Source organism: Rheinheimera sp. KL1, from assembly GCF_001275035.1.
In the GTDB taxonomy this organism is placed as follows: Bacteria; Pseudomonadota; Gammaproteobacteria; order Enterobacterales; family Alteromonadaceae; genus Pararheinheimera; species Pararheinheimera tangshanensis.
The window spans coordinates 102,086-124,307 of the sequence record NZ_LAMX01000015.1 but is presented as its reverse complement, the minus strand read 5'-3'; the positions used below and the strand labels follow the sequence as shown (position 1 = coordinate 124,307).

At 46.4% G+C, this 22,222-nt stretch carries 21 protein-coding genes; 7 read left to right on the top strand and 14 right to left on the bottom strand.

Features of this window, described 5'->3' with window-relative positions; genetic code table 11:
- Window positions 1–935: 935 nt before the first annotated feature.
- Window positions 936–2,249, bottom strand: coding sequence for a type II toxin-antitoxin system HipA family toxin YjjJ (gene yjjJ, locus WH43_RS07945; RefSeq protein WP_053424095.1), 1,314 nt, complete (start codon window positions 2,247–2,249; stop codon window positions 936–938).
- Window positions 2,250–2,879: 630 nt separating this feature from the next.
- Between yjjJ and WH43_RS07940 the strand changes: the two genes are divergently transcribed.
- Window positions 2,880–3,524 (top strand): hypothetical protein, encoded by a 645-nt coding sequence (locus WH43_RS07940; protein WP_053424094.1) that lies wholly within the window; start codon window positions 2,880–2,882, stop codon window positions 3,522–3,524.
- Window positions 3,525–3,580: 56 nt separating this feature from the next.
- On the opposite strand, the gene hemH is transcribed toward WH43_RS07940, so the two are convergent.
- From hemH to WH43_RS07900, 8 genes are all read right to left on the bottom strand, one after another.
- Window positions 3,581–4,666 carry a ferrochelatase gene (gene hemH, locus WH43_RS07935; RefSeq protein WP_053424093.1) on the bottom strand — a complete coding sequence of 362 codons (1,086 nt, stop codon included), beginning with the start codon at window positions 4,664–4,666 and terminating at the stop codon, window positions 3,581–3,583.
- Between the two features lie 131 nt (window positions 4,667–4,797).
- A complete protein-coding gene (locus tag WH43_RS07930) occupies window positions 4,798–6,816 on the bottom strand; it encodes a GGDEF domain-containing protein (protein WP_053424092.1) in 2,019 nt (672 codons plus the stop codon).
- Window positions 6,817–7,030: 214 nt separating this feature from the next.
- Window positions 7,031–7,441 (bottom strand): hypothetical protein, encoded by a 411-nt coding sequence (locus WH43_RS07925; protein WP_053424091.1) that lies wholly within the window; start codon window positions 7,439–7,441, stop codon window positions 7,031–7,033.
- 251 nt (window positions 7,442–7,692) lie between these two features.
- Window positions 7,693–8,466, bottom strand: coding sequence for an HNH endonuclease (locus WH43_RS07920; protein ID WP_053424090.1), 774 nt, complete (start codon window positions 8,464–8,466; stop codon window positions 7,693–7,695).
- Window positions 8,467–8,693: 227 nt separating this feature from the next.
- On the bottom strand, window positions 8,694–9,719 hold the full coding sequence (locus tag WH43_RS07915; RefSeq protein ID WP_053424089.1) for a nuclease-related domain-containing protein: 1,026 nt from the start codon (window positions 9,717–9,719) through the stop codon (window positions 8,694–8,696).
- 89 nt (window positions 9,720–9,808) lie between these two features.
- A complete protein-coding gene (locus WH43_RS07910; RefSeq protein ID WP_053424088.1) occupies window positions 9,809–11,524 on the bottom strand; it encodes a class I SAM-dependent methyltransferase in 1,716 nt (571 codons plus the stop codon).
- A gap of 105 nt (window positions 11,525–11,629) precedes the next feature.
- Window positions 11,630–12,523, bottom strand: coding sequence for a diguanylate cyclase (locus WH43_RS07905; protein ID WP_053424087.1), 894 nt, complete (start codon window positions 12,521–12,523; stop codon window positions 11,630–11,632).
- A complete protein-coding gene (locus WH43_RS07900) occupies window positions 12,520–13,353 on the bottom strand; it encodes an alpha/beta fold hydrolase (protein ID WP_053424103.1) in 834 nt (277 codons plus the stop codon). Before WH43_RS07900 ends, WH43_RS07905 begins: the two co-directional genes overlap by 4 nt.
- Window positions 13,354–13,782: 429 nt before the next feature.
- Between WH43_RS07900 and WH43_RS07895 the strand changes: the two genes are divergently transcribed.
- The 4 genes from WH43_RS07895 (at window position 13,783) to WH43_RS07880 (ending at window position 16,220) form a co-directional block, all read left to right on the top strand.
- Entirely contained in the window at window positions 13,783–14,025 is a 243-nt protein-coding gene (locus WH43_RS07895) for a type II toxin-antitoxin system ParD family antitoxin (protein WP_053424086.1), read from the top strand.
- Window positions 14,018–14,311 (top strand): type II toxin-antitoxin system RelE/ParE family toxin, encoded by a 294-nt coding sequence (locus WH43_RS07890; RefSeq protein WP_053424085.1) that lies wholly within the window; start codon window positions 14,018–14,020, stop codon window positions 14,309–14,311. The genes WH43_RS07895 and WH43_RS07890 overlap by 8 nt, the downstream gene beginning before the upstream one ends.
- Before the next feature lie 100 nt (window positions 14,312–14,411).
- Window positions 14,412–15,518: a phosphoribosylaminoimidazolesuccinocarboxamide synthase gene (locus WH43_RS07885; protein WP_053424084.1), complete on the top strand. Its 1,107-nt coding sequence runs from the start codon at window positions 14,412–14,414 to the stop codon at window positions 15,516–15,518.
- A 216-nt stretch (window positions 15,519–15,734) separates the two neighbouring features.
- Window positions 15,735–16,220 (top strand): arsinothricin resistance N-acetyltransferase ArsN1 family B, encoded by a 486-nt coding sequence (locus WH43_RS07880; RefSeq protein ID WP_053424102.1) that lies wholly within the window; start codon window positions 15,735–15,737, stop codon window positions 16,218–16,220.
- A 39-nt stretch (window positions 16,221–16,259) separates the two neighbouring features.
- Here WH43_RS07880 and WH43_RS07875 read toward each other — a convergent pair whose 3' ends face one another.
- Window positions 16,260–17,780 carry a S41 family peptidase gene (locus WH43_RS07875; protein ID WP_053424083.1) on the bottom strand — a complete coding sequence of 507 codons (1,521 nt, stop codon included), beginning with the start codon at window positions 17,778–17,780 and terminating at the stop codon, window positions 16,260–16,262.
- Window positions 17,781–17,979: 199 nt separating this feature from the next.
- On the opposite strand from WH43_RS07875, the gene WH43_RS07870 reads away from it, so the two are divergent.
- Window positions 17,980–18,855: a dioxygenase family protein gene (locus WH43_RS07870; protein ID WP_053424101.1), complete on the top strand. Its 876-nt coding sequence runs from the start codon at window positions 17,980–17,982 to the stop codon at window positions 18,853–18,855.
- A 156-nt stretch (window positions 18,856–19,011) separates the two neighbouring features.
- On the top strand, window positions 19,012–19,890 hold the full coding sequence (locus WH43_RS07865; RefSeq protein ID WP_053424082.1) for an SMP-30/gluconolactonase/LRE family protein: 879 nt from the start codon (window positions 19,012–19,014) through the stop codon (window positions 19,888–19,890).
- Between the two features lie 5 nt (window positions 19,891–19,895).
- Here the strand turns inward: WH43_RS07865 and WH43_RS07860 are convergent, their stop codons facing one another.
- From WH43_RS07860 to WH43_RS20485, 4 genes are all read right to left on the bottom strand, one after another.
- Window positions 19,896–20,762 (bottom strand): hypothetical protein, encoded by an 867-nt coding sequence (locus tag WH43_RS07860; RefSeq protein WP_053424081.1) that lies wholly within the window; start codon window positions 20,760–20,762, stop codon window positions 19,896–19,898.
- An 87-nt stretch (window positions 20,763–20,849) separates the two neighbouring features.
- Window positions 20,850–21,764: a GGDEF domain-containing protein gene (locus WH43_RS07855; protein WP_286049572.1), complete on the bottom strand. Its 915-nt coding sequence runs from the start codon at window positions 21,762–21,764 to the stop codon at window positions 20,850–20,852.
- A 60-nt stretch (window positions 21,765–21,824) separates the two neighbouring features.
- On the bottom strand, window positions 21,825–21,959 hold the full coding sequence (locus WH43_RS20490; RefSeq protein WP_286049571.1) for a hypothetical protein: 135 nt from the start codon (window positions 21,957–21,959) through the stop codon (window positions 21,825–21,827).
- Window positions 21,950–22,201 carry a hypothetical protein gene (locus WH43_RS20485; RefSeq protein ID WP_286049570.1) on the bottom strand — a complete coding sequence of 84 codons (252 nt, stop codon included), beginning with the start codon at window positions 22,199–22,201 and terminating at the stop codon, window positions 21,950–21,952. The genes WH43_RS20490 and WH43_RS20485 overlap by 10 nt, the downstream gene beginning before the upstream one ends.
- Window positions 22,202–22,222 lie beyond the last annotated feature (21 nt).

Sequence of the window (22,222 nt, the reverse complement as noted above, 5' to 3'; positions counted from 1 at the left end):
TTCCCATCTCGCCTAACTATTTGTTTTACCTACTCCATTTGTGGGGATTCCTCAGGTATGGAGGTGATTTTGAGTGATTTCAGGTTATCTCCAGTGAATTTGGATATTTGATTTTTATATAAAAAACAAGTATTTACGCTGAATTTAGGGCGGTCTCTCCGATGCGACCTTGCCCCTCCGGAGGCAGAGGTCACAGGTTCGACTCATGTCGGGTGCACCAAACATAAGAAAACCACCGTAAGGTGGTTTTTTTGTTTGTGTCATCCGCAGAGCCGGACCTTATTCGACAAAAACGCCGGGAGCGTTTTTGAACGTCTTCGCTTGCGAAGACGGCCCGATAGGGCGAGGCGCAGGAAGCGCCGAGTAATCCGGCGGGTGCACCACAAAACATCAAAACCACCTTTTTAGGTGGTTTTTGTGTTTTTGGCACCCTGTCCGATTTGAACTCGTCGTTCGACAAAAACGTCTGGAACGTTTTTGGACAGCTTTAGCTGGCCTGCGAAGCAGGCGAACCCCAGGGATGGGGTGAGCACTCCTGTCGGGTGCACCACAAAACATCAAAACCACCTTTTAGGTGGTTTTTGCGTTTAAAGCACCCTATCGGATTTGAACGCGCCGTTCGACCACCAGTTTGCCGGGAGCAAACTGGAACAGCTCCGCTGGCCCGTAAGGGCGAGTATAAGGATGATACGAGTAGCATGCAGGATAGCCTTTTGGGACGGAGCACAGCGACGCCCAACAGGGCGAGACGCAGGAAGCGCCGAGTAATCCTGATGGGCACGCCATACGAATCAAACGCCTAAAGGCAACTCAAGTGTTTTTTTATTTCTGACAGAACGTTTTAAAGATCCAAAGCAGGGATGAGCTTGGGCATGATTAAAGACCTACGAGGGCCATACCAAATAACTCCAAACTAAGACTCATCTTTGCACCACTTAAGCCATCCGCTCAATCAGCTGTTTTTTATTCTGCAGTTCAATTTGCATCGATTGAACTATACCTCTGAACTCTGGTGAAATATCAACATGATTTGCTAATTCGCCCCAAAACTGCTCAGCCATGGCATAAGCTTGACGCCAGTGCTTACCCTGGGCTTCCGCGGTAACAGATAAGGTATGAGTAGAGGCCATAGCACCACTTCGTAAAGGCGCAAATGCCATCGGCAGCATATCGTATACAGGCGCCAATGAAAGTGACATGTCTTTTGACAAATAAAACGACAGGTTACCTGTGTGCATATCTGTGTTGGCAATCAAACGACCAAAACACCAAATCACAGTGATAGCCTCCGCATCTGCCGCACTGATGCGTTTATCCTGCAACAAATACTGCGCTATGACAGGCCATTCTGCTGGCTTCCCAACAAATTGCATGTCCACCATACGCAAGGAAACTAAACCTTTGCGGCCTAACACACCTATGCGATCAAACCGCTCACAACTTAAAAAAGTACGCTGTTCACGCCTGATGATTGTTGAGTGGGTAGCCGTGATCCCAGATCCCGCCAAGGTTTTTAAAGCAAGGTATTCCGCAAGCAACAAATCAGCCCAGCGCTGGCTGTTCGCATTGACTACTGGTTCTGTGAACTTCACCAACCTATGCTTGCCATCGACATAAGCACAGAACTTAGGTTGCTCTCCACCGGCGGAAGAACCAACCACTTCTCCAGCCATCGCATCCGCTGCCAGTCTGTTAAAGTCATCTTCTGATAAAGCGACGGGTTCATGCTGTAGCCATTCCTGATAACTCAATTGGCCAATCAACAGGTTTCCCGGCGAATCGCCTTTTGCATGCAACAGTGCCTGAAAAATATCCTGATCTTTCCAGTAATCAATATCATCAGTAACTACTATCCCCCTCTTAAACAGAGCCTTGGCCAGATTTCGACCCAGAAAGCCCTGAGGGCGCAAGTCTTGTAACCACCAAGGTAAATCGTCGTAATAAACATAATCGACATCGCCAGATGTTTTCACAACATAGCCATTGGGCATCACTGCGACCATAGTGCCAAAATGTTCGGCATGGCCTGCTTCACTGACACGATAAAGTGCAGTGTCGGAATCATAGCCCCGGCGCAGATAATAACGGGTAGAGCGAGCGCGGCCTGTCGCAACTAGTTTTGTTTCAAGCAGTTTTAGTTGACGAGTCACAGTTGAGCGATCGCAATCACAAAAGCTGGCAAGCTCAGTTGAACTGGCGGGATTACGTCGCAAGAACTCAAAAATTGCATCAATAACTGAACTAGCCATGGCAGTATAATTCTCTTATTTTCAATCAACTATAAGAGCTTAACATAATTATTGCATCAATTCTTGCACCAAAATTTGCATCAATTTTTGCTTACATTTCCAGCAGGTCACTTGGGGCAATATATAACACTGAGAACTGATTAAGACTTCTAATCTCTCGTGTATTTGGCGGCTGGTTTAATCACTGATTTCAATATGAGTAACTCGAGCACGCCTTACTTTCAGGCTGCTTCTCATTCTTTCTTTTAGGTACTGCAACATGAGTGGTGATTTTTGAAACCGACGTCGAGTAGACGGTTAATTTTCAATGTGGCATAAATTTTTGATCGCCTGTAGATTTTGTATATTTTATCGGAATTAAATGGTGTTTTATCCTAGAACAAAACTATTCATAAACCTCATAGAAACAACCTAAATCACTGTTATTATTATATAAATATACAACTTCATTCCCATCTTGCCCCCCGAAGGCAGAGGTCTCAGGTTCAAGTCCTGATTGTTTGCGGTCCCCTAAGGTTCAAACCTTCGTCAACCACCAGTTGACCAACACAACTGTGAACATTTGTTAAAGCAAGGATAAAGGGTACAAAGATTGCTTCAAATCAGCAGCGTATTTAACAGGAGCTGATGATGAATATTTTAGGCGGAGTCCCCCCAAGGAATCAGATAGAGAAACTGTCACATTACTTAACTCAGGGCACAGATTTAAAGACGACCGAGAGCAAGGCGAAAGATACTCCAAGCTCAGTAGTCACCTTATCGGATAAGGCGCTAAAAGCATCAGCATCAGGGGCATCTGCAAAAGACATAAGAATTCCTGATGGTTTTGGTTCAACGTCACACAGAATACCACCACAACCCTCAAGCGCTTTGGAGGAGATGGTGTATGGGCGCGGAGGACAAACAATTGACTTCACGACCTTGCCACCGCGCTGGCCAGCGGACAATAAGGTGTTGGATTATCAAACCTGGCTGAACTACGAAAAAGAAATAGATAAACAAACCAATGATCGCATTGAAATTTATGAGCGCGCTATCGAAGCGGGTTTGTCAAAAGAAGAAATCATTGAGCAAATAAAAAGTTACAACAACAAATTGCATCCGAGATATTTTCATAACTCCTCAGTCGCTGAACGACCCGGTGATATTGAAAGGGAATTATACAAAACACCACCTAAAGGCAGTTTCACACCAGACATTATGGTTCAACGTCAGGCCGACTACGAGACCATGGTCTATTCCATGACGAGCCTTGTCAAAGAGATGGAGAAATAAGCGGGATAAAACTGAGGGCCACTTTTAAAGCTGGCCCTTTACTATCAGCTAACAACTTAGCCTGGATACTTCTCCGCCCGCAACGCCTCAGCCCGAACAGCACGCTGCGCATCAGCCTCAACCTGCCAGCCGTGCAGATTGTCTTTAATCAGCTGACACAACGCGTCGATATGTGCAGGTTCTGCATTCAGTGCTGTGATGTACTCATAACGCTCACCACCGGCGTGCAAGAAATACTCTTTATTTTCTTCGCCAATTTCTTCAATGGTTTCCAGGCAATCGGCAGCAAAACCAGGGCAAAATACCTGAACACTTTTTACGCCTTGAGCTGGCAGCGCCTTTAAGGTTTCGTCTGTGTAAGGTTTGAGCCATTCCTCGCGGCCAAAACGCGACTGGAAAGTGGTCAGGTACTGATCTTTACTCAGCCCCAACTCTTCGGCTATTAAGCGCGAGGTTTTGTAGCACTCACAGTGATACGGGTCACCATTGAGTAAATACCGCTTTGGAATACCATGATAAGACAACATCAGTTTGTCGGCCTGGCCATGTTGTTGCCAGTGCTGGCGAATTTTTTCCGCAGCAGCACGAATAAAAGGTGCGTAGTCAGGGTAATGTGAGATAAAACGTAAATCAGGTAACCAGCGCCGACGCATAAAGTTAGCGGCCAGCTCATCGAAGGTCGAAGCTGAAGTAGAGCCCGAATACTGTGGATACAACGGCAACACCAATAACTTACGCACGCCCTGCGCAAACATTTTGTCCAGCACTGTATCAAAACTTGGGTTGCCATAACGCATGGCAAAATCAACTACTACATTCTGCACACCTTGCTGCTGCAACTGAGCAGCAATAGCATCACTTTGCGCTTGCGTATTAAACAGCAGCGGCGAGCCTTTTTCGGTAAAGACTGTGGCATAAGCTTTGGCTGAACGACGGGGACGGATTTGCAAAATCACGCAGTTTAAGATCAGCCACCACAATAAACGTGGCACTTCCACTACGCGAGGGTCTGATAAAAACTGCTTCAGGTAACGCTTCAGCGCCTTAGGTGTTGGCTCATCAGGCGTACCTAAGTTGGTCAGTAAAATACCAATCTTGTCGTTTTGCTTGTGGTCGTAGTTCGGGGTATTGATATAACGCATCGCAAATCCATGACTCTTCCGGCTAAGTGGCCTTAGTTTACGCCAATTCAACGGAAAAGGTTTACCAGAAAAATCAGCCGGATAGAGATTTTTTCAGGATCTGCTCGCAGCAATGCGCAAGAGCCTGAACCTCAGGCTCTTTCAGACGTTGTAGTCAGCTCAAACTGACTGGTCAGGCTAATTTGCTGCTGTTGTGCGGATGTCTCCAGTCCTTGCTGCAGTACGTCGGCTATCCGGACAGAGTCTGCAATAGAGTCGACACAAATCCAGCAGTTTCTCTGCTTCTGCTTACCCAGATACAAAGCCGCGTCCGCCAATTGCACTAAATTGCCCCAGTCCAGCTTCTGCTGGCCTGCCTCGACGCAAGGATAAACAGACACCCCAATGGTGCAACTAACATCAAGCTGCTGCTGTGCTGCAACCACAAAAGGCTGCTGACAAATCACTTGTCGGATCCGTTCAGCCATCTGATGTGGATCTGAAGCTTGCTCGGTTCGGGCTACTAACAAAAACTCCTCACCTCCCCAGCGGATCAATAAATCAGTGTCACGGATCACGGTAGTGATGCGTTTAGAGAATTCAATCAGAACTTCATCACCTGACTGATGGCCATAGAGATCGTTGATTTTCTTGAAAAAATCAATATCAAATAGAAAAAATGCCAGGGTCGTTGGCCGTCCTTGCTGCTGGCAGCGCCGGACAAAACTTAGCTCCCGTTCAATATTCTGTTCAAAGTAACGCCTGTTATGTAAGCCGGTTAAACCATCACGTACGCTGAGCAACTTATACTGCCGCGCCAGTTTACGTTTTTGCCCAAGCTGGATAGCCACAGCCAGGATCACCAGCACTAAAATCAGCATGGTCGCCATAGTGAGCAGCGTCTGACTCTGGCGTTTTTCCTGCTCGACTTTTTTCAGTGACAGCTCTGTTTCCAACAGTTCAGTTTTGAGATCAGATTCCAGTTCTAACCGACTTAACTCGGTATGCGACGCGGCCTGAGACGAACTTTGTTTCAGTTGTGACTCCAAAGTGCTGACAAATAAGCCATGCAGCTTTTCCAGCCCCAGCAACCGCCACTCCGGCTCTGACATAGCCGCCAGTCGTTTATAAATATCCAGCCGCACCTCCAAAGGTGCTTGCGCATCCAACTGCTGGCACAGCTTTAGCTCACCGCTGTGGCCTGTTTTCATCTGCACTAACTGCAGGTAACAGTCCAGATAATCTGAGTCAATTTCGCTACTGTTTGTTGCCGTTTCTGCCTTAGCAACAAAGTCTGCGGCCTTGTCTTTTTGGCCTAGTTCAGCCGCAGACAAAGCAGAAAACACCAAAGCAGAACGCCATACCTCGGTATGCTCAGGCTTCACTTTGCCAAACCAGTCGAGCGCTTGCTGATAATCAAATAAATGCAACGCATAAGCCACGCCGACATTATGCTGAGTTAAACCAATGATTTGGCTGACATAGTCTAAATCCATAGCATTAGATTTTTGCTGAACTAACTGCTCCAGTCGCTCTAGAGTCGCTTTTTGTAACTGCACTCCTTTTTCAATATACCTCTGATCGCCGTGCATCACATACAAAGCGGCAGTATTTAACATCACATCATTTAAAGCTTCAGGACTGGCCTGGTTAGCCAAAGACAAGGCCACCCCGTAGCTACGAAAGGCACTGGCAATATCACCATGCTCAGATTGCTTCCAGGCCATACCCGACAACACCTGCGTCGCCAAATCTATGTTGGCGGCAGCTATTGCATCGTCGTATAAAGCCATCAAATCACGCATATTGCTGTCGTAGTCCAGACCATTGGCCGAGGTGCAAATAAATCGGTAATCCAAATCAAAAGCCTGAGGTGGGGTTTGGGCGCAAGCCTGCCGTAATGGCTCATTGGCGTAGGCAGAAAAATGCTGAAATCCAAGGCTGCTGCCTAACTGATAACGCCGCGCAGCATCGGAGGCTTGCGCCAGTTGCTGTTGCAACCAGGCAATACGCTCAGCGTAAGGCCTGTCGTAAAAATCATCCGGATACTTAGGTTGCTGCTTTAGCTGAGCTTCCGTTATCTCAGTGCTGTTTGCAGCCGCGACAGAGCTCAGCACAAAAGCCAGTAACGAACCAAGCAAAAGTATTGTTTTTACTGCAATTGTTACCATCAGATGGGTCTTTGGATTAAAGTTTCCAAGAGTGTAGCAGGAGCAGCACCTTTAGGTCGATAAAACAGCAAAACAGAGATTATCTGGGTGATTTAAGACGAAATGCATCATTTGATGATGAAAGCAGAATGCTCTGATGTGAGTAATGGATACTCCTTTGGATGGTTTTGTCATTTGTAAAAACCCGCCGAAGCGGGTTGAGATTACTATAGAGCTACCGATTTGCGTCTGGCAGGGAATTCAGCCATTGCATAATTTCCTCTGGAGAACAACCAAGCAAAGAGCCTCCAGTAATATCTACCAATAAAACAACGATGGTCACCACGGTAGCAAATTGCTTAATCAAACGATCTAGCTGGGCACTCAAAGAGCTCAAATGGGTTAACAAGTTAGCAAGTGATCCGTTTACGGTCCGACGCCAGGATTTTAGCCTGCTTAAATATCTGTCAGTGGGAATCGAAGATTCGATACTTTCTGTCTTATCTCTGGTGTTCACTCCAGAATCGCCCTCAAGATCTTTGCTCAATCCCTCCTTTTCAGATTTATTTACTGCGGCGTTTTGCCCTCGCAATTTTTTGATGCTTGCCTTTAGACTTACTTCAAATGTGAACTTAAAAATTGTCACCTTTACCTCCTGTTACGTTTTAGGTGACCCCTATAATTTCACAGAAAAATATTCGCGCAACAAATGGTTCGTGCAGATTTCGAATCCTAAATGATCAGTTTTCAGCTCCTGTTTTACGGCTATTTTTTAGCCTAAAAACACATCTGAAAAACAAAATCTGCACGAACCAAAAGTTGCGCGGTTTTAAATTTGTGGTAGGAGGTATTTTCAGAGTACGCGAAGGCATAACTTAAGCCGCAAATAGCAGCGATTCAGAACCCATAAAAGTCGCGATGAAACTCCAAATAGCCAGCAGTCTTTGGATGAACCCTGTGCAGCTTTTTCCCTTCTAGCTTCCAATCCTCTACAAGATGCTCAGACAACTCAGTGGACAGCATAAGCGCACCGCTACCAGAGAATGAGATAAATCCTTGGTCAAACAACTTGTCGTAATGTGGCGCCAGTAACAGGCCGTTGTACACATCCAGCTTTTCTTCGCCGTTTGATTTTGACCAAGGCTTTATATGACTGGCTATCAGGATACTTGGCTGAGTATCGTCAATGCCTGAAAGGCAACAACGATAGTCATGAGCTAGCCTTACCTGCTCACTGAAAAACTCGTGACCAACCCGAGTTTTGCCATAACGAGCCCTATCCTCACCTACTTTGCGATATGACAAAGGCGAAATCACAGCTTCATTTTGTTGATCCAAAATAGCTATGTGAAAGCGGTCCTGAACCGAGAGATCGCGCTCAAAAAACAGTAAGTCGCCAATCTGAACCCCAAACTTAGCAAACTGATGCTTGATTTGGGCGAGGAACAACCTATGTCGCCCCTGCTTCTTGGATAACGTGCAGGAAAATAGTGTTCCTGAAATACTAAATTCCAGAGTTTTCTCTTGCTGCTCATCAAGCAATTGACCTGTAAAAAACGGCACAACATCCATTGGGATGCCTGTGCTTCCCTCGAGCAACAGCGTTTTATCTACAGTTTTAACCGCACATATCTCATTACGGACTTCCCACGAATAGGATTTTAAAGACATCGCTGCTATCCTTTGCGCTATAAATCATCGAACCAACTATAACCCTATGTTTGTTAAATACAATCGGTAATGTGCTGTTCATATTTTTGAAGATAAACGCTTTTAGAAACACACGTTAATGACGTCATTCAGTCATTATGCTGTCTGATCTGATCCGGCACTTCAACGATTGGCAGGTTGCGGTATAACGTAGCGTGAGAGTCAAGAGATTTTTGCACAAAGCCACCTTACAACACCCGCCAACTGTAACCACAACTTTCACAACCGACCAGATACTTATCCGCGTCTTTATGTACTTTGGTAAACTGGCTATGACATTGAGTACAGGGCTGTTTTAGTGCTGTGTTTTTGCTGCAAATATGGCATTTCAAATAGTAACCATAGCGGCCTGCATGCACCGACAATTGATCCCAGCTTTGGCTGTGTTTACATAAACCGTTGACCAAAGGTTCGGTGTGGCTTGCAGCAGTTTTAATTGGTTCTGCCGGGTTAGACTTCGTTTTATCTTTTACTTGCCATAGATCCACAGTCTGGACATCAACCTCTTTAGTGGCGCTTTTAGGCTGTGGCTGAACTGTGCGCACCAGATCTTGTTCTTCCGGCCTTAATTTCAGGTGTTCAGTGAGCAGAAAACTGCAAATGGAGTCGAGTTCCTCAGAGTTAAAAGCTGGTCTGGTATCAAACACACGTAAAGCTGTGGGCAGGAGTTTTGGCAAACGCATTAGGTCTTTTAGCGCATCAGCGATAAACTCGGTTTTAACAAGTTTAGTTGCTACATCTTTTGGCGCTTTGGAGCGATCGATAATAGCGTTGCTGGAAATAGCGCAAAGCACGTGATAACAACGGCCACCTAAACCTTGTTGAATACCCAGAATGCGGCCTAGTATCTTTTTATCGTTATTGGTAAGCACTTCCTGCAATACTCTAAGTTGCAGTTGAGCTTGTTTGATAGGAGATGGCATCCCCTGCCATTGCTGGCGATAGCTGCGTGACCATTCGGCCTGCGCATTCACACGCACTTCGCCTTTAATGCTTTTAGATTCAATCACAATAAAACCGAAGGTATAGACAATAAGGTGATCAATTTGGGCGAATTCGCCGTCGTAACACAGCTGCAGGTCATGAAACACTCTCACCCTGTCTTCGTCTTTAAAAGCACGACGCAGGTAAAAAGCTACATCCTGTTCTTGCTGATCTCCAGCTTTCTGACGCATGCCAGCGGCGGCTTTTTGCAATTTGTCTTTTACAATCATCCTGATTTACCACAACATCCATGATTCAAAGAGAACCTATAACAGAAACGCCTGAATTTCAATCCCGAAAATCAATCCATACACTTTGGCTATAGCAGCCACTCCCCCACCTGCAACCGCTGTTTTACCCCAAATACCAAAAACTGTAAGGCCTCGAATACTTGTTCAAAGTCGTGGTTTTGATTGCTTAAACCCGGCAAAGATAAGTTTGCTTCGGTGAAAAAGCGGCGTTGTTCGGCTGTCGTGCTGTTAGCTTGTTGCCACCAGTTATTAATGCGGCCACGGCTGTGGTGCAGTAAATCACGGCCTGGCAGGCGATCGCTTTTGCTGCGGTTTTCTGTCGCTGTGCAGGGCAATAAATTCCACTGATCGTTATTGGGCCAGTAGGAAAACGGCAGGCAGTGATCTATATCGAATTGCTTCAGTGTGCTGCCACTCCAAACCGACAGCACTTGCTCGCCTTGTTGTTGCAGCTTGGTTACTTTGTCGCGCACTGCTGCAGTTTCGCGTTTTTGTTCCAGCCATTGCAGGCTTAAATAGTAGGTTTCAAGCGGCAGCGCCTGTGCTTTATTCAACTGATATTTGGCCATTTCATCCACCCATTGCCGGGTTAATAAAGGCTCAATCCAGCAGCCGTAGTGGCGCAAGCAGTGCCAGAGTTTGTCCTGATGAATCACAAAATGGCCAAAGCTAGCGAGGAAATCCTTGTCGATCAGCACAGAATCAGTTATCACACGGCGTTTTTTCTCTATCGCAAACAGCGGATTATCCACTGTTTTCTGGTAGATAAAAGTGACAGGGCCTTGCTGAATAGTGTCGATGCAATGACTAAACAACTTTTGCAGCGCTTTGGCATCAGGGCCGGTAAATAGAGCGCCTATGGCAAAATCGTCTGCGGTTAAATGCGTTAGTGAATCCCAGCCATCGGCTTTTTGAAACCCTAACCGCTTGGCCGGATCTGAGTTTTGTTGCAGGTTATAGCCATCGAGTAAGCGCTTAAATTGCCTGATCCAATACAGCACCACTGAGCCGACAGGCAAGATAATTTGCTGACTGCTGCTATCGAGCACTGCGCCCGGATGCGCATCGGCAATACGCACCAAAGTTCGTAGCAGCGCCAGTTTGTAAGTAGAGGATTTGGACGAATTTAAAATGATATGCCGCACCTGGCTTAAGCTGCCGCTGCCATCGTCCGGCAAAGTACAAACCACAGTCTGCCACTGCACATCTTCACGCCCCATCCCATCAGCGCTTTGTTGCTGGTAAGTCAACTCAAGCGCATGCTGTACGCACAACTGCTCTATGCTGTGAATATCGACAGGATAAGCCGCGCGGCCATCGGTAAAATTGCCGTGGCGCAGGCTGATGACTAAGCGGCCTCCGGCTTTTAACAGATTAGATAATTTACGAAAACTACGCTGTTGTTCGGCTGGAGTCAGGTGCATCCAAACGGCACTGACTAAAATCAGGTCAAACTTTAACCCCAGTTGCAGCACAGTTTTTAGCTCCGGCAAGCGGTCATCCAGCCAGTGCACTGCTTTGTGTTGGGCACCATCTAAAGTCCCCGTCAGTTGCAGCCCTAACTCACGTAAAGCTTTGGCAGGTTCCACCGCAAACACTTCACAGCCTTGTTGCGCCAGCCAGCGTGCATCGCGGCCGCTGCCTGCACCAATATCCAGCACCAGAGCATCGGCTGCGGGCCAGAAACTGCGCCAGCTTTGATGCACCTCTTCAGGCTTTAATGCATTGTATTGACTGGCAAAACCTTCAGCGACCTGATGATAAATATCGATAGTACTGCTCATGCCTAAGCTTGGATCCTTGTCTATGGCTGACGTCAGAATAAAGCCACTATTACAAAGCTGTTACTGAAAGCCAAGCCCCAAAATCAGATGACTGATCCAGCGTGGTCACTCCCCATCAATATCCCGCCACACCAGCCTGTTGCGGCCCTGGTTTTTTGCTTCGTACAACAGAATATCTGCGCCTTTGTATAGCTGCTCAAAACTGGCTTTGGCTGAAACAGCCAGACCAACGCTGACGGTTACGTTGATACCCTGTATTTTTTCAGCCCGAAGTAGCGTCAGTACTCTTTCGGCAAAGAGGATGGGGGATTCATGGCTTTGATTCAGCGTGATAATAGCAAACTCTTCGCCGCCAATCCGGGCCAGAACGTCGTTCTCTCTGCTGTTTTTCGCAAGCAGCTGCCCCACTTTATGCAGTACTTCGTCGCCAACATCGTGGCCATGCTGGTCGTTGATTTGTTTAAAGTTGTCTATGTCGATCATAAAGAAGGCATAGGACATTTTATGACGTAGCCCCTGTTTGAGCAGAGTCGTAGCTCTGGAAACAAAAGCTCTGCGGTTCAGCAAACCTGTCAGTTCGTCGGTTTGTGACAAAACCTCCAGCTTTTCGGCGCGCTGTTCTAAATCATTTCGCAGGTTCACCAGTTCCTGATACAAGCTATCGCGCTGTTGTGCTGTGCTGATTACCCAGTAAAGCAATTTGCGCTCACCTTCAACAACACGGGCATTCACCAGCACTGGCAAAGGCTCAGCAGCCGTCATCTGAAGGCTTAACTGAATTTCGGTGCAATAGCCCTGATGCAGCAGCATAGGCATGACAAAACTTTCGATAATAATTTTAGACGCCGCAGTAAAAACTAAACCAATACGGGCACCAGTTTGAGGTTGTTGCTGACTGATTTGATAGAAATACCGGTTCGCAAACAGAATTTCGCGATCATCCAAGGTAGTGACCACTAAACCAGCAGGGAAATCGTCCAAGGCAAATTCAGTCTTCATACTGCGCTTTTACCTTGTTGTAAGGACTGCATGAAGTGTTGAATATGCTCTGCAACCTGCTTTGGATGCGTCATATGTAAACAATGGCCTTTTGCCTGTACCACCTGTAACTGACTGTGTGGCAGGTGTTTTTGCATGTATTGGCCAATAAACAAAGAGGCCAGAGCGTCGGTTTGGCTTTGCAGCAACAACACAGGGTGAGTATTCAGTGGCAATAAAGCACGGTAGTCGGAGAAAAAAGTCGCCTTGGCAAAATTTTTGGCGGTAATAGGATTGGTGCTGCAAAAGCTTTCACTGAGCTCCCGAGCAACAAAGTCTGTCTCGGCATTACCAGCGACTAAAGGTGCAAGATACTGCGCCCAGCCGATATAGTTTTTATCCATCAGATCAATCAGCTCTGTTAAATCGCTCTGATTAAAACCACCCAGATAATCTGGTGGATGATTCAAAAAACAAGGCGACGGGCAGACCATCACCAGACTGTGAATGCGCTCTGGAATTTGTCGGGCGGCAATTAAGCTAATCATACTGCTGACTGAATGGCCAACCAGCACTACATTGCGTAAATCCAGCCTGGTGCAGATATCGACGATGTCCTGGGCATACCCTTCCAGATCGGCGTACTTTTGTCTGGAATACGCAGCAAGGTTAGAGCCCCCCGACCCCACATAATCAAACAGCACTATTTTGTAGTGACTGCTCAGCTCTGGGGTTAGAAAACGCCACATCAGTTGGTTACAACCAAAACCATGCGCCATCAACATCACCTGCTGACCAGAGCCTATTATCTGAACATTGTTTCTCTGGATGACGTCGTCATTGGCAGGCATAAAAAACTCCATGTCGTGCATGCTTAAATGGCATTGATCTGGTCCGGGACAATGCGCGGGCAAATACAGCCATAGAATATGGCCAGACAAATTACTCCTTTAGTATGGTAAAAAAAAGATATACAAAACAGTCATTTGTCCTGTAAGTAGCTGTTTTCGGCTGATCTGACTTTTCTGTGGCAGGGCCTTTTAATGCCTTGCACTGTGGTGTTGGGTCTGGAGTTAACACTGTAACGCCAGGTTATTTATGCGTTCGTGTAAGTTTGCTGCCTACCCCAACAAAAAATAGCGGAATAACCACGAACGCATTTATTTTGAATAATTCAGGCGACCATCCTTTCATCATATTCAGGAATAAAAATCCTCACTTGAAGCAAGCCCTTGGCGATGCTAGGCTAGTGTTATCTATTAACACAGCAGTAGTTATTTATGGCCAGAACAACGAGCATTACTATAGGTTCTCAACTGGATGATTTTGTAGGAAAACTGATCGAATCCGGGCGATATGGTTCAACTAGTGAAGTTGTGCGGTCAGCCTTGCGCTTGCTGGAACAGCAAGAAAATCAGATAACGGCACTGAGAAATGCTATTGAAGCTGGTGAGAAGAGCGGAGAAAGTGATCTGAGTCTGCAAGACATAGCCGCAGAGCTAAAACGGAAACACAATGTATAAACTGTCTAAGCTTGCTGTGGAAGATTTCACGGCTATCTACGAATATACATTGCTTAACTTTGGTGTTCGTCAGGCAGACCTATACACCAGCCAACTGGAAAACACCTTTAACCTTCTGTACAGTTCTCCACTTATGGGCCATGACTGCCCGGAAATAGCCGTTGGGGTGCGTCGGCATGATCACCAACGGCACGCCATTTTTTACCGAAAACGTGCAAAAGATATTTTTGTCATCAGAATACTGCATCAACAGATGGAACCTCTGAAGTATTTCTTCGAGCTATAGCCGTTATTTTACCCACAAAGCCATCAAAGCGCCGATTCAGTTCACCCAGACTTTCTGTTAAACTCCACCGCGCCTTTTTTCAGCCACAGAAGAAGTGAAGATGACTCTTGCAACTCAGGTCCTGGCGGTCAATGACGACTTGCCTATTCGTACAGATTTACCTGTTCATTCAGGTAAAGTTCGCAGTGTGTATTGGCTGACTGCAGCTGACAGCGCGCGGTTGATCCGGGAAAAAAATTACCCTGTAGCAGCAGACACGCCGCTGGCCATTATGGTGATCAGCGACCGCATCAGTGCTTTTGACTGCATCTGGCATGGCGAAAATGGTTTAAATGGTGTGCCTGGCAAAGGTGCGGCCTTAAACGCTATATCGAATCACTGGTTTGCTTTGTTTAAACAACATGGCCTGGCTGACAGCCATATTCTGGATATTCCGCACCCTCTGGTGTGGATAGTACAAAAAGCCCGTCCGCTGAAAATTGAAGCCATAGCCCGTCAGTACATTACCGGCTCTATGTGGCGAGCTTACAGCAAAGGCGAACGTGAATTCTGTGGTATTACCCTGCCTGAAGGCCTGCAAAAAGATCAAAAACTGCCAGAGATTTTAATTACTCCGTCCACCAAGGGTATTTTGACTGGCCTGGAAGGTGTACCGGAAGCAGACGATGTAAACATTTCCCGCGCTGATATTGAACGTCATAGCGCTGCTTTTGGTTTTGAACAGTTATCTGATATTAGCCTTTATGAAACTCTGTTAAAACAAGGTTTTGGCGTGATAAGCGACGCTCTGGCTGCACTGGATCAGATGTTCGTCGATACCAAGTTTGAATTTGGTTATGTCAACGACGCCAATGGCCAAAGCAAACTGATTTATATGGACGAAGTGGGCACACCTGACAGCTCACGGATTTGGGATGGCGCCAGCTGGCGCAACGGCAGCATTGTCGAGCAATCAAAAGAAGGCTTCCGTCAGTGGCTTTTGAGCAACTTCCCTGATCCGGATATTTTATTGAACAAAGACCGGATGCCAGAGCGCGCAGCGCTGGCCCGCGACAACGCTTTGCCAACTGACGTAATGATGGATATTTCACGCACTTACCTTGGCATAGCGGAAAAAGTTACAGGCCGTAAAATTGAGTTAGCAGCTAATCCTAAAGCCGAAATAATTGAGGTGTTAGGCCGCGATTATGGTTTGATAGCGGAATAGCTGTAAGACCTTGACGCCATAGCCAAAGTAATTGGAGTTGCAGCGCGACGACAAGTAAGCGAATCCTCAGGAGCATAGGCCACTATGCGACTGAGGTGAGCGCCATAGTCAACAAAGCTGCAGCTTCAAGTACGAAGGCTATGTTGCAATGCCAGTCTCATGACTGGCATTGTTGTATCTGAAGCAGCCAAAACAGTGTATTTAATGGAGATACCGATGATCCGCCAGGCAACCCAAGCCGATGCTGCAGCTATTGCAGCCATTTATAACCACTATGTGCTCAATACCGTCATCACTTTTGAAGAGCAGGCTGTTAGCACTTCACAAATGGCTGAACGCATTGAGCAGGTAAAAGCAGATGGCTTGCCCTGGTTGGTACTGGAGCAAAACAGTGAAGTGCTGGGTTATGCCTATGCGACCAAGTGGCGGGTACGCTCGGCCTATCGATTTTCAGCAGAAAGCACTGTGTATGTTAAAGATGGCATAACAGCTCGTGGCATTGGCAGTCAGTTGTATCAGCAGTTACTGACTGAGCTTAAAGCTTTAGGTTTGCATCTGGTCATTGGCGGTATCACTTTGCCGAATGACAAAAGCGTAGCGCTACATGAAAAGTTTGGCTTTGAAAAATGCGGCCACTTTCAACAAGTTGGCTTTAAGTTTGAGCAGTGGCGCGATGTGGGCTACTGGCAGAAGTTGCTTTAGTAGCCCACCTAAAATCCTCAGGTGAAGCAGCAGAAAATATTAATCTTTTACATCTGCCGCTATTTTCTTTAACAGCGCCTGTGTCGACCAGTCCAACTCGTTATGAGCTAAAGCCGGAGTATAATACTGACCATTGGCTCTGGGTCTGTTGACATACACCTTGTTTGGAATAATCACCTTAGCTAAACCTGAAGATACGGGCTGAACCCTGACGTCCATATAAGTGGAATCCGCACTGCTGGTTGCGCCAGCAAGCTTAGTATTTTCAAATAAGGTAAATACATCCACCGCATCCAGACAAGCACTGGCACACTGGCCTGGCATAATGACATAAACAGGGGTCTGCAGAGCAGGCAGAACAACAGGCTGCGCCGCTTGAGCTGGTGTCTCATCAGTGTTGTTCCCATCCCCTTCAACGTAAAATGCCTTACCAGAATCCAGCGACTTTTGCATGCCCTGCCCTACAGCTTGTATCCAGGGTAATGATTCTGTTTGGCCTTGCTCTTTCAGTACATCGTATAAAGATTTCACGTAGTCGGTATTGCCACGGGACGCAAACCACCAGACTTCAGTGCGGCCGAACAAGGCAGTGCGCAGCGGTTCTACCCGCTCTTTGCCCCATAAAAGCTCTGCGATCTGTCTGCTCCAGTAAGAAGAACCTCCCTGATTATGGCGCAAGTCCAGCACTATGGCTTTAGCTTCCAGCAAAGCTGGCCTCTGTTGCTCAAGGCTTATGAACAAGCTTTCATACTGTTTGATTTCGTCCGGTTCAGGACTAAAAGTTGGCATCGCAATCCAGGCTATATCCTTCTGCTGCCAGCTTAAACCTATAGGCAGCGTGTCGCCGTTGTAAGCGGCTTCTACGTGCTGCATGGCCGATCCAGGGCGGTCCGCCCAGTTTAATCTGACTTCAACCACTTGATGATCGGCTTTTACAAACTGGCAGTGCTTTAAAGGCTGATTAAACGGATTACCATCGTCCAGCATCAATCTGCTGCCATAAGACCACCAGTGCCCAGGCTGCCCCACCTGGCCTGCATAAGCAAAAACCCTGTCTTTCATCAGTTGTTCCACTGGCTTGCCATCACAGGAGACAATTTGCATTCCTGCAACCACACCGGACTGTTCGCTGTGATACACCCACAAGGCGTTTCCACGCCATACGGCATTAAATCCAGGCCAGCGTCTTATAGGTTTCACTGAGTCGGGTAACACAGCAAAAGCACCAGCATGACCATCCTGTAAACTGGCACTGAAACGGTCAATCACAGCTTCGTAACCATAGACACTGTTCACTTGCGGCACCAGCAGCAGCGCATTGGTTTTGGCGTGCAACAACTGACGGTGAAAGTTTGGATTCTGCGCATCAGCCATACCCGGATGGTTTTCAGCTGTAATTTGATAAGCCGCTTCAATATCCTGCAACGCAAGTTCAGCCCAGCCCTGAGCTGTCGCAGGCAGCACTACTTGTGGTTCAGCCGCCTTAAGACCAAAAGGTAATGCAGCAGTACAAAGGGCCACTGCCACTGCAAAAACTGCCGTATTTCTAACACAATCCATGAGTTACCTTATTGTAAATAAAAGAAAAACCTTAACCTAAGAGCTTTCAGGCATCAAGCTGGTTTTCTATACTCCTGCTTTATCCCCATCAGGAAATGTTAGCTTTTATCTGCAAAGGTAAAGTTAAGTTTATCTCTGAACCCTGCTCTACCCAGCGCCGTCATAGTCCATGAACTCAAAAGCAGAGGAGCAGACCGCCATGAAGAATGCAGTATCAAAGAACCCGTCCAGACGACGTTTTATTAAACAGCTTGGACTAGGCCTGGCCAGTATTCCTTTAATTGGTTTAGTGGCTTGTGGTGGTGACTCTGACAGCACTGAAACAGCCAGCAACGACACAGGTTCCTCTGATAGCGGTGGTTCAACTGGGGGTTCAACAGGCAGCAGCACCAGTTGGGCCAGTGGAGGTACTGCCGCTATGACAGCAAATTTCCCGGACGACAGCCTGTTTACGCTCGGCACAGCCTGTACAGTCGCTTTAACCAAAAACTTAACCGAAGGCCCTTGTTACTTCACAGCAGATACGCTGGATGATATTTCTGAAGAACAAACTGGCTTGCCTATGCAGCTATGTTTAAGAGTTATAGATACCAGTTGTAATCCGCTGTCCGGACTGGAAGTAGAAGTATGGCATTGTGATGTTGAAGGTATTTATTCGGGAGATACCAGTGGCAGCAGCGACAGCAGCGGTTTTTCCAGCTCCTTTTGTACTGGCAATGAAAGCGAAGCCTTGCGTTCCAAATGGTTCAGAGGCACACAAATTACCGACAGCAGCGGCAGAGTCAATTTTAAATCCTGCTTCCCTGGTTGGTACTCAGGCCGCACTATTCATATTCACTTCAGAGTACGCAATAACAATAACGATGAAGTGGTATCGCAGTTTTGTTTCCCTGATGCCTTTACTGCAGAAATTTGTACCACTCATGCCGACTACAGCAGCCGCGGTATTCAGGACACCACATTAAGCACTAGTCGCGACACCGTCTTTGGCAGTAGCTACGATGAATTTTTGTTTGATTATCAGCAAAACTCTGACGGCTCTTTGTTGGCCTATAAAACCATTCAGATCAGCTAGAGAATAAGGTCGGGCATGGTGTTGCACCGGCCCGGCTTAGAATTCCATATCTGAAACAGAGTTCTGCGTTTTTCTGCACTTTATTATTCCATATTGGCCTTTTTACACCACTCTGGGTATGGTAGTACCATTGCATTGATGAACCGGACCATAACAATGAAAGGCTCTATCCCTCTGATTTTTTTTGCGTTATCAGCCTTAATGACTCCAGTAGCGTTCTCTGAGGAAATAATTTCTTCAGAGCCCGGATTAACAGCCTTATGGCACAGCAAAGATTTACGGGTGCCAGAATCTGTGCTTTGGTATCAGCAGCAAACTAACGGAAATACTGACCGCTTGTTGTTTGTATCAGAAATTGATGGCCAGGGCAGCGCAGCAGATGGCATGGGCGGTATCGCCGTTTTAAATACTGACGGCAGTGTCCGGAACAAAGATTGGTTGCGTGGCTTAAATGCCCCGAAAGGCATGGCTGTGTTTCAGAACAAACTTTATATCGCTGATTTAACTGAAGTGGTGGTCGTGGATATAGCTTCAGCAAAAATATTGCAGAAAATTACAGCTCCGGACGCGGTGTTTTTAAATGATGTAACTGCAGATAAACAAGGTAGGCTTTATATTTCTGACACCCGAAAAAACCGGATTTATAAGCTGGAGCAAAATGAGATCAGCATCTGGCTGGAGCACGTAGCTGCAGCCAACGGTTTAAAAGTTGTAGATGAACAGCTGTATATTGCAGCAGGCGATAAGCTGCTGAAAGTCGATTTAGCGGATCCTAACAAAGCCATTACACCAGTAGCGGTGGGATTCGCAGAGAGAGCGGATGGTTTAGAGCCTGTTGGCAATGGGGATTTTATTGTCAGTTGTTGGGCAGGTTTAGTCTATTACGTATCCGCTGATGGCAAGATAACAGAGTTGCTCGATACCAGAGCCTTAAAACTGAATACAGCAGATATTGGCTGGGATCAGGCGACTAAAACCTTGTATATCCCGACATTTTTCGGTAACTCAGTTCAGGCTTTTCAGCTGAAGCTATAGCGTAATCACTGCTCAGCCGCATACTGACGAATAAGCTGGCTGATGTGCTTCGCACTCTGCTCGTCCAGATAACGGGTATGAGCCAATAAGAAGCTCTTTTCCCGATACAGCACAGTTAAAACCTTGTCGACTGCCTGGATAAAGAGTCTGTTCCTGGCGGTGTCTGTGCACATCATATGTCCGGTAATTAACTCTGGTGAATCTGCGATACCGTAGCTACGTATTTTCAGCCCTGGTTTGTTGTTCATAAAAATGCTCATTTCGGTCGGATAAGCAATGACAAACTCTGCTCTTTTCGAACCAAACATGCCCAGAAAATTACTATGGTAGTGCGTAGTTGAAAATTTTAGCAGCTGGTGTTCAGGCAATTGGTGCAACTGCTGATCCAAAATATCACCAAAAGAGAAATACTCAGGCACCAATAATTTTGCTTTTGGCATAGATAACAGCACTTGCACTATGCTCCGCACTTCCCCTTTACGAGTGAGCAGCTGTGGTGAAACAGCTGGCAGCTCAGCCAACTGAAATAAGCGGTAGCCCAGATAGAAATTCACAGGCTTGGAAAATAAATATTTAGCATCTCTGTCGTTGTTCTTGACCCTGTCCATGGTACAAATGGACGCTCCGCTATTCATCATATACTCGGTACGAGCCAGAGGAAATTCCAGAACTGTGACCGGGGTCGAAAAGTGTTGAAATAAAAGATAGTTAGTTTCAGTGTTAATAGACTGATAAGTGCCTTTATTAAACAGCTGTACCGTCTCATGATCGTAATGATGAAACTCCAGCTGCGATGTCACATGGATAGCAGCGCTGGCGCAGCAACAGCACAGCAACAGCGCTAAAAAGTAATATGTTCTTCCTGTAAACAAAGCAATTCTCCTGCGATTACCCATACTTAAAGCTTGAGTTTGACCACTTATTGCTCTCCCTAAAGAAACTGCTGAAAGCGCTGATCTTTAACCCAACTGCACCCTGTTCCGTCCCATGTCCTTGGCCTGATACAAAGCATGATCGGCCCTTTTCAGAATAGAATCTTCATCGTCCTGCGGCTGATATTGGGTGACCCCAAAACTGACGGTAAATTTTGGCAAATCAGGCTCATCCAGACAGGCGATATGTTGCCTGAGCATTTCGGCCAACTGGCAGGCCGCTTCAGCTTTTTGTTGCGGTAACAAAATCACAAACTCCTCACCACCTAAACGAAACAAGCTATCAGTTTTACGCAAACGCCTACTGATGTGTTCGGTTAATGATTGCAACACTTTGTCGCCTGCATGGTGACCAAACTGATCGTTGACCTTTTTAAAAAAATCGACGTCCAGAAGCGCAATGCTAAATACGCTGCCCCGCTCAGCCAGACTGAGCTCCATACTTAACTGCTCATCCCATTTGTGTCGGTTATAAGCGCCGGTTAATTTATCTCGTGTCGCCAGCGCCATCAGTTGTTGCTCTATTTCCTGCCTGTTACTGATCTCTACAGATAAACGCTGCACCATCATTTTTAAATCGTGTTCAAGTTCCGTCAGTTCATCTCGATGCTGTGGCTCATGGAATACAGGGCTGGCAATAGGTTCTCCCTGTTCAATGGATTGATGCACATTTTTAATTTCGGCCTGAATACGACCAATACGCTGGCGAAATATCTGCAAAATATAAAAGGTCAGGTACAAACCTATAACAAAGGCACAAAGCCCTAGTCCTGTGTTAACCAACATAAATTCATTTTCATGCTTATCGGTATAACGACTGGCTTCGAGCGTTAGCTTTTCCATCTGCCGTAATATAGCCACGATGCTTTGATCTAAATTGGCCGCTTCTTTATCAAACTTCAGCCATTGCTCCTCTGCAGTATGTCCTTGCTGTAAAGCCAACTTCAGCTGTTGTTCAAAGCTGTCACTTTGCTGATGATACTGTTCAATACTAGCCAGAATCTATTGATGCTCGACTGCTGCAAAACGCACCTGATGTTGCTGCAAACTTTTGGTCAGCACCAGCTCGGCTTTCGATAGTATCAGCCTCAATCCATCGCGCTGCGCTGCAAAAGCCTGCTCTGGTTCTAACGCCATTTTGGCTGATCGCCTCTTAAACGAAATTGCTCAATCAACAAATGTTGCTTTAACTGCATCATTTCAAGCTCACTGACCATCTCGGTCAGCGGCACGTCAATTTCCGCTACCTCATGCATCTCGGCATCAATCAGCTTGAGTTTATAAATGGAGTAAAGAATGACGACAAATAAAAACGACAGCAGCACCACCAGTAAACCACTGATCTTTCGCTGTAAGGATGCATTAAACCATTGTTGCATAAAGACTTCCGTAAAAGCAGA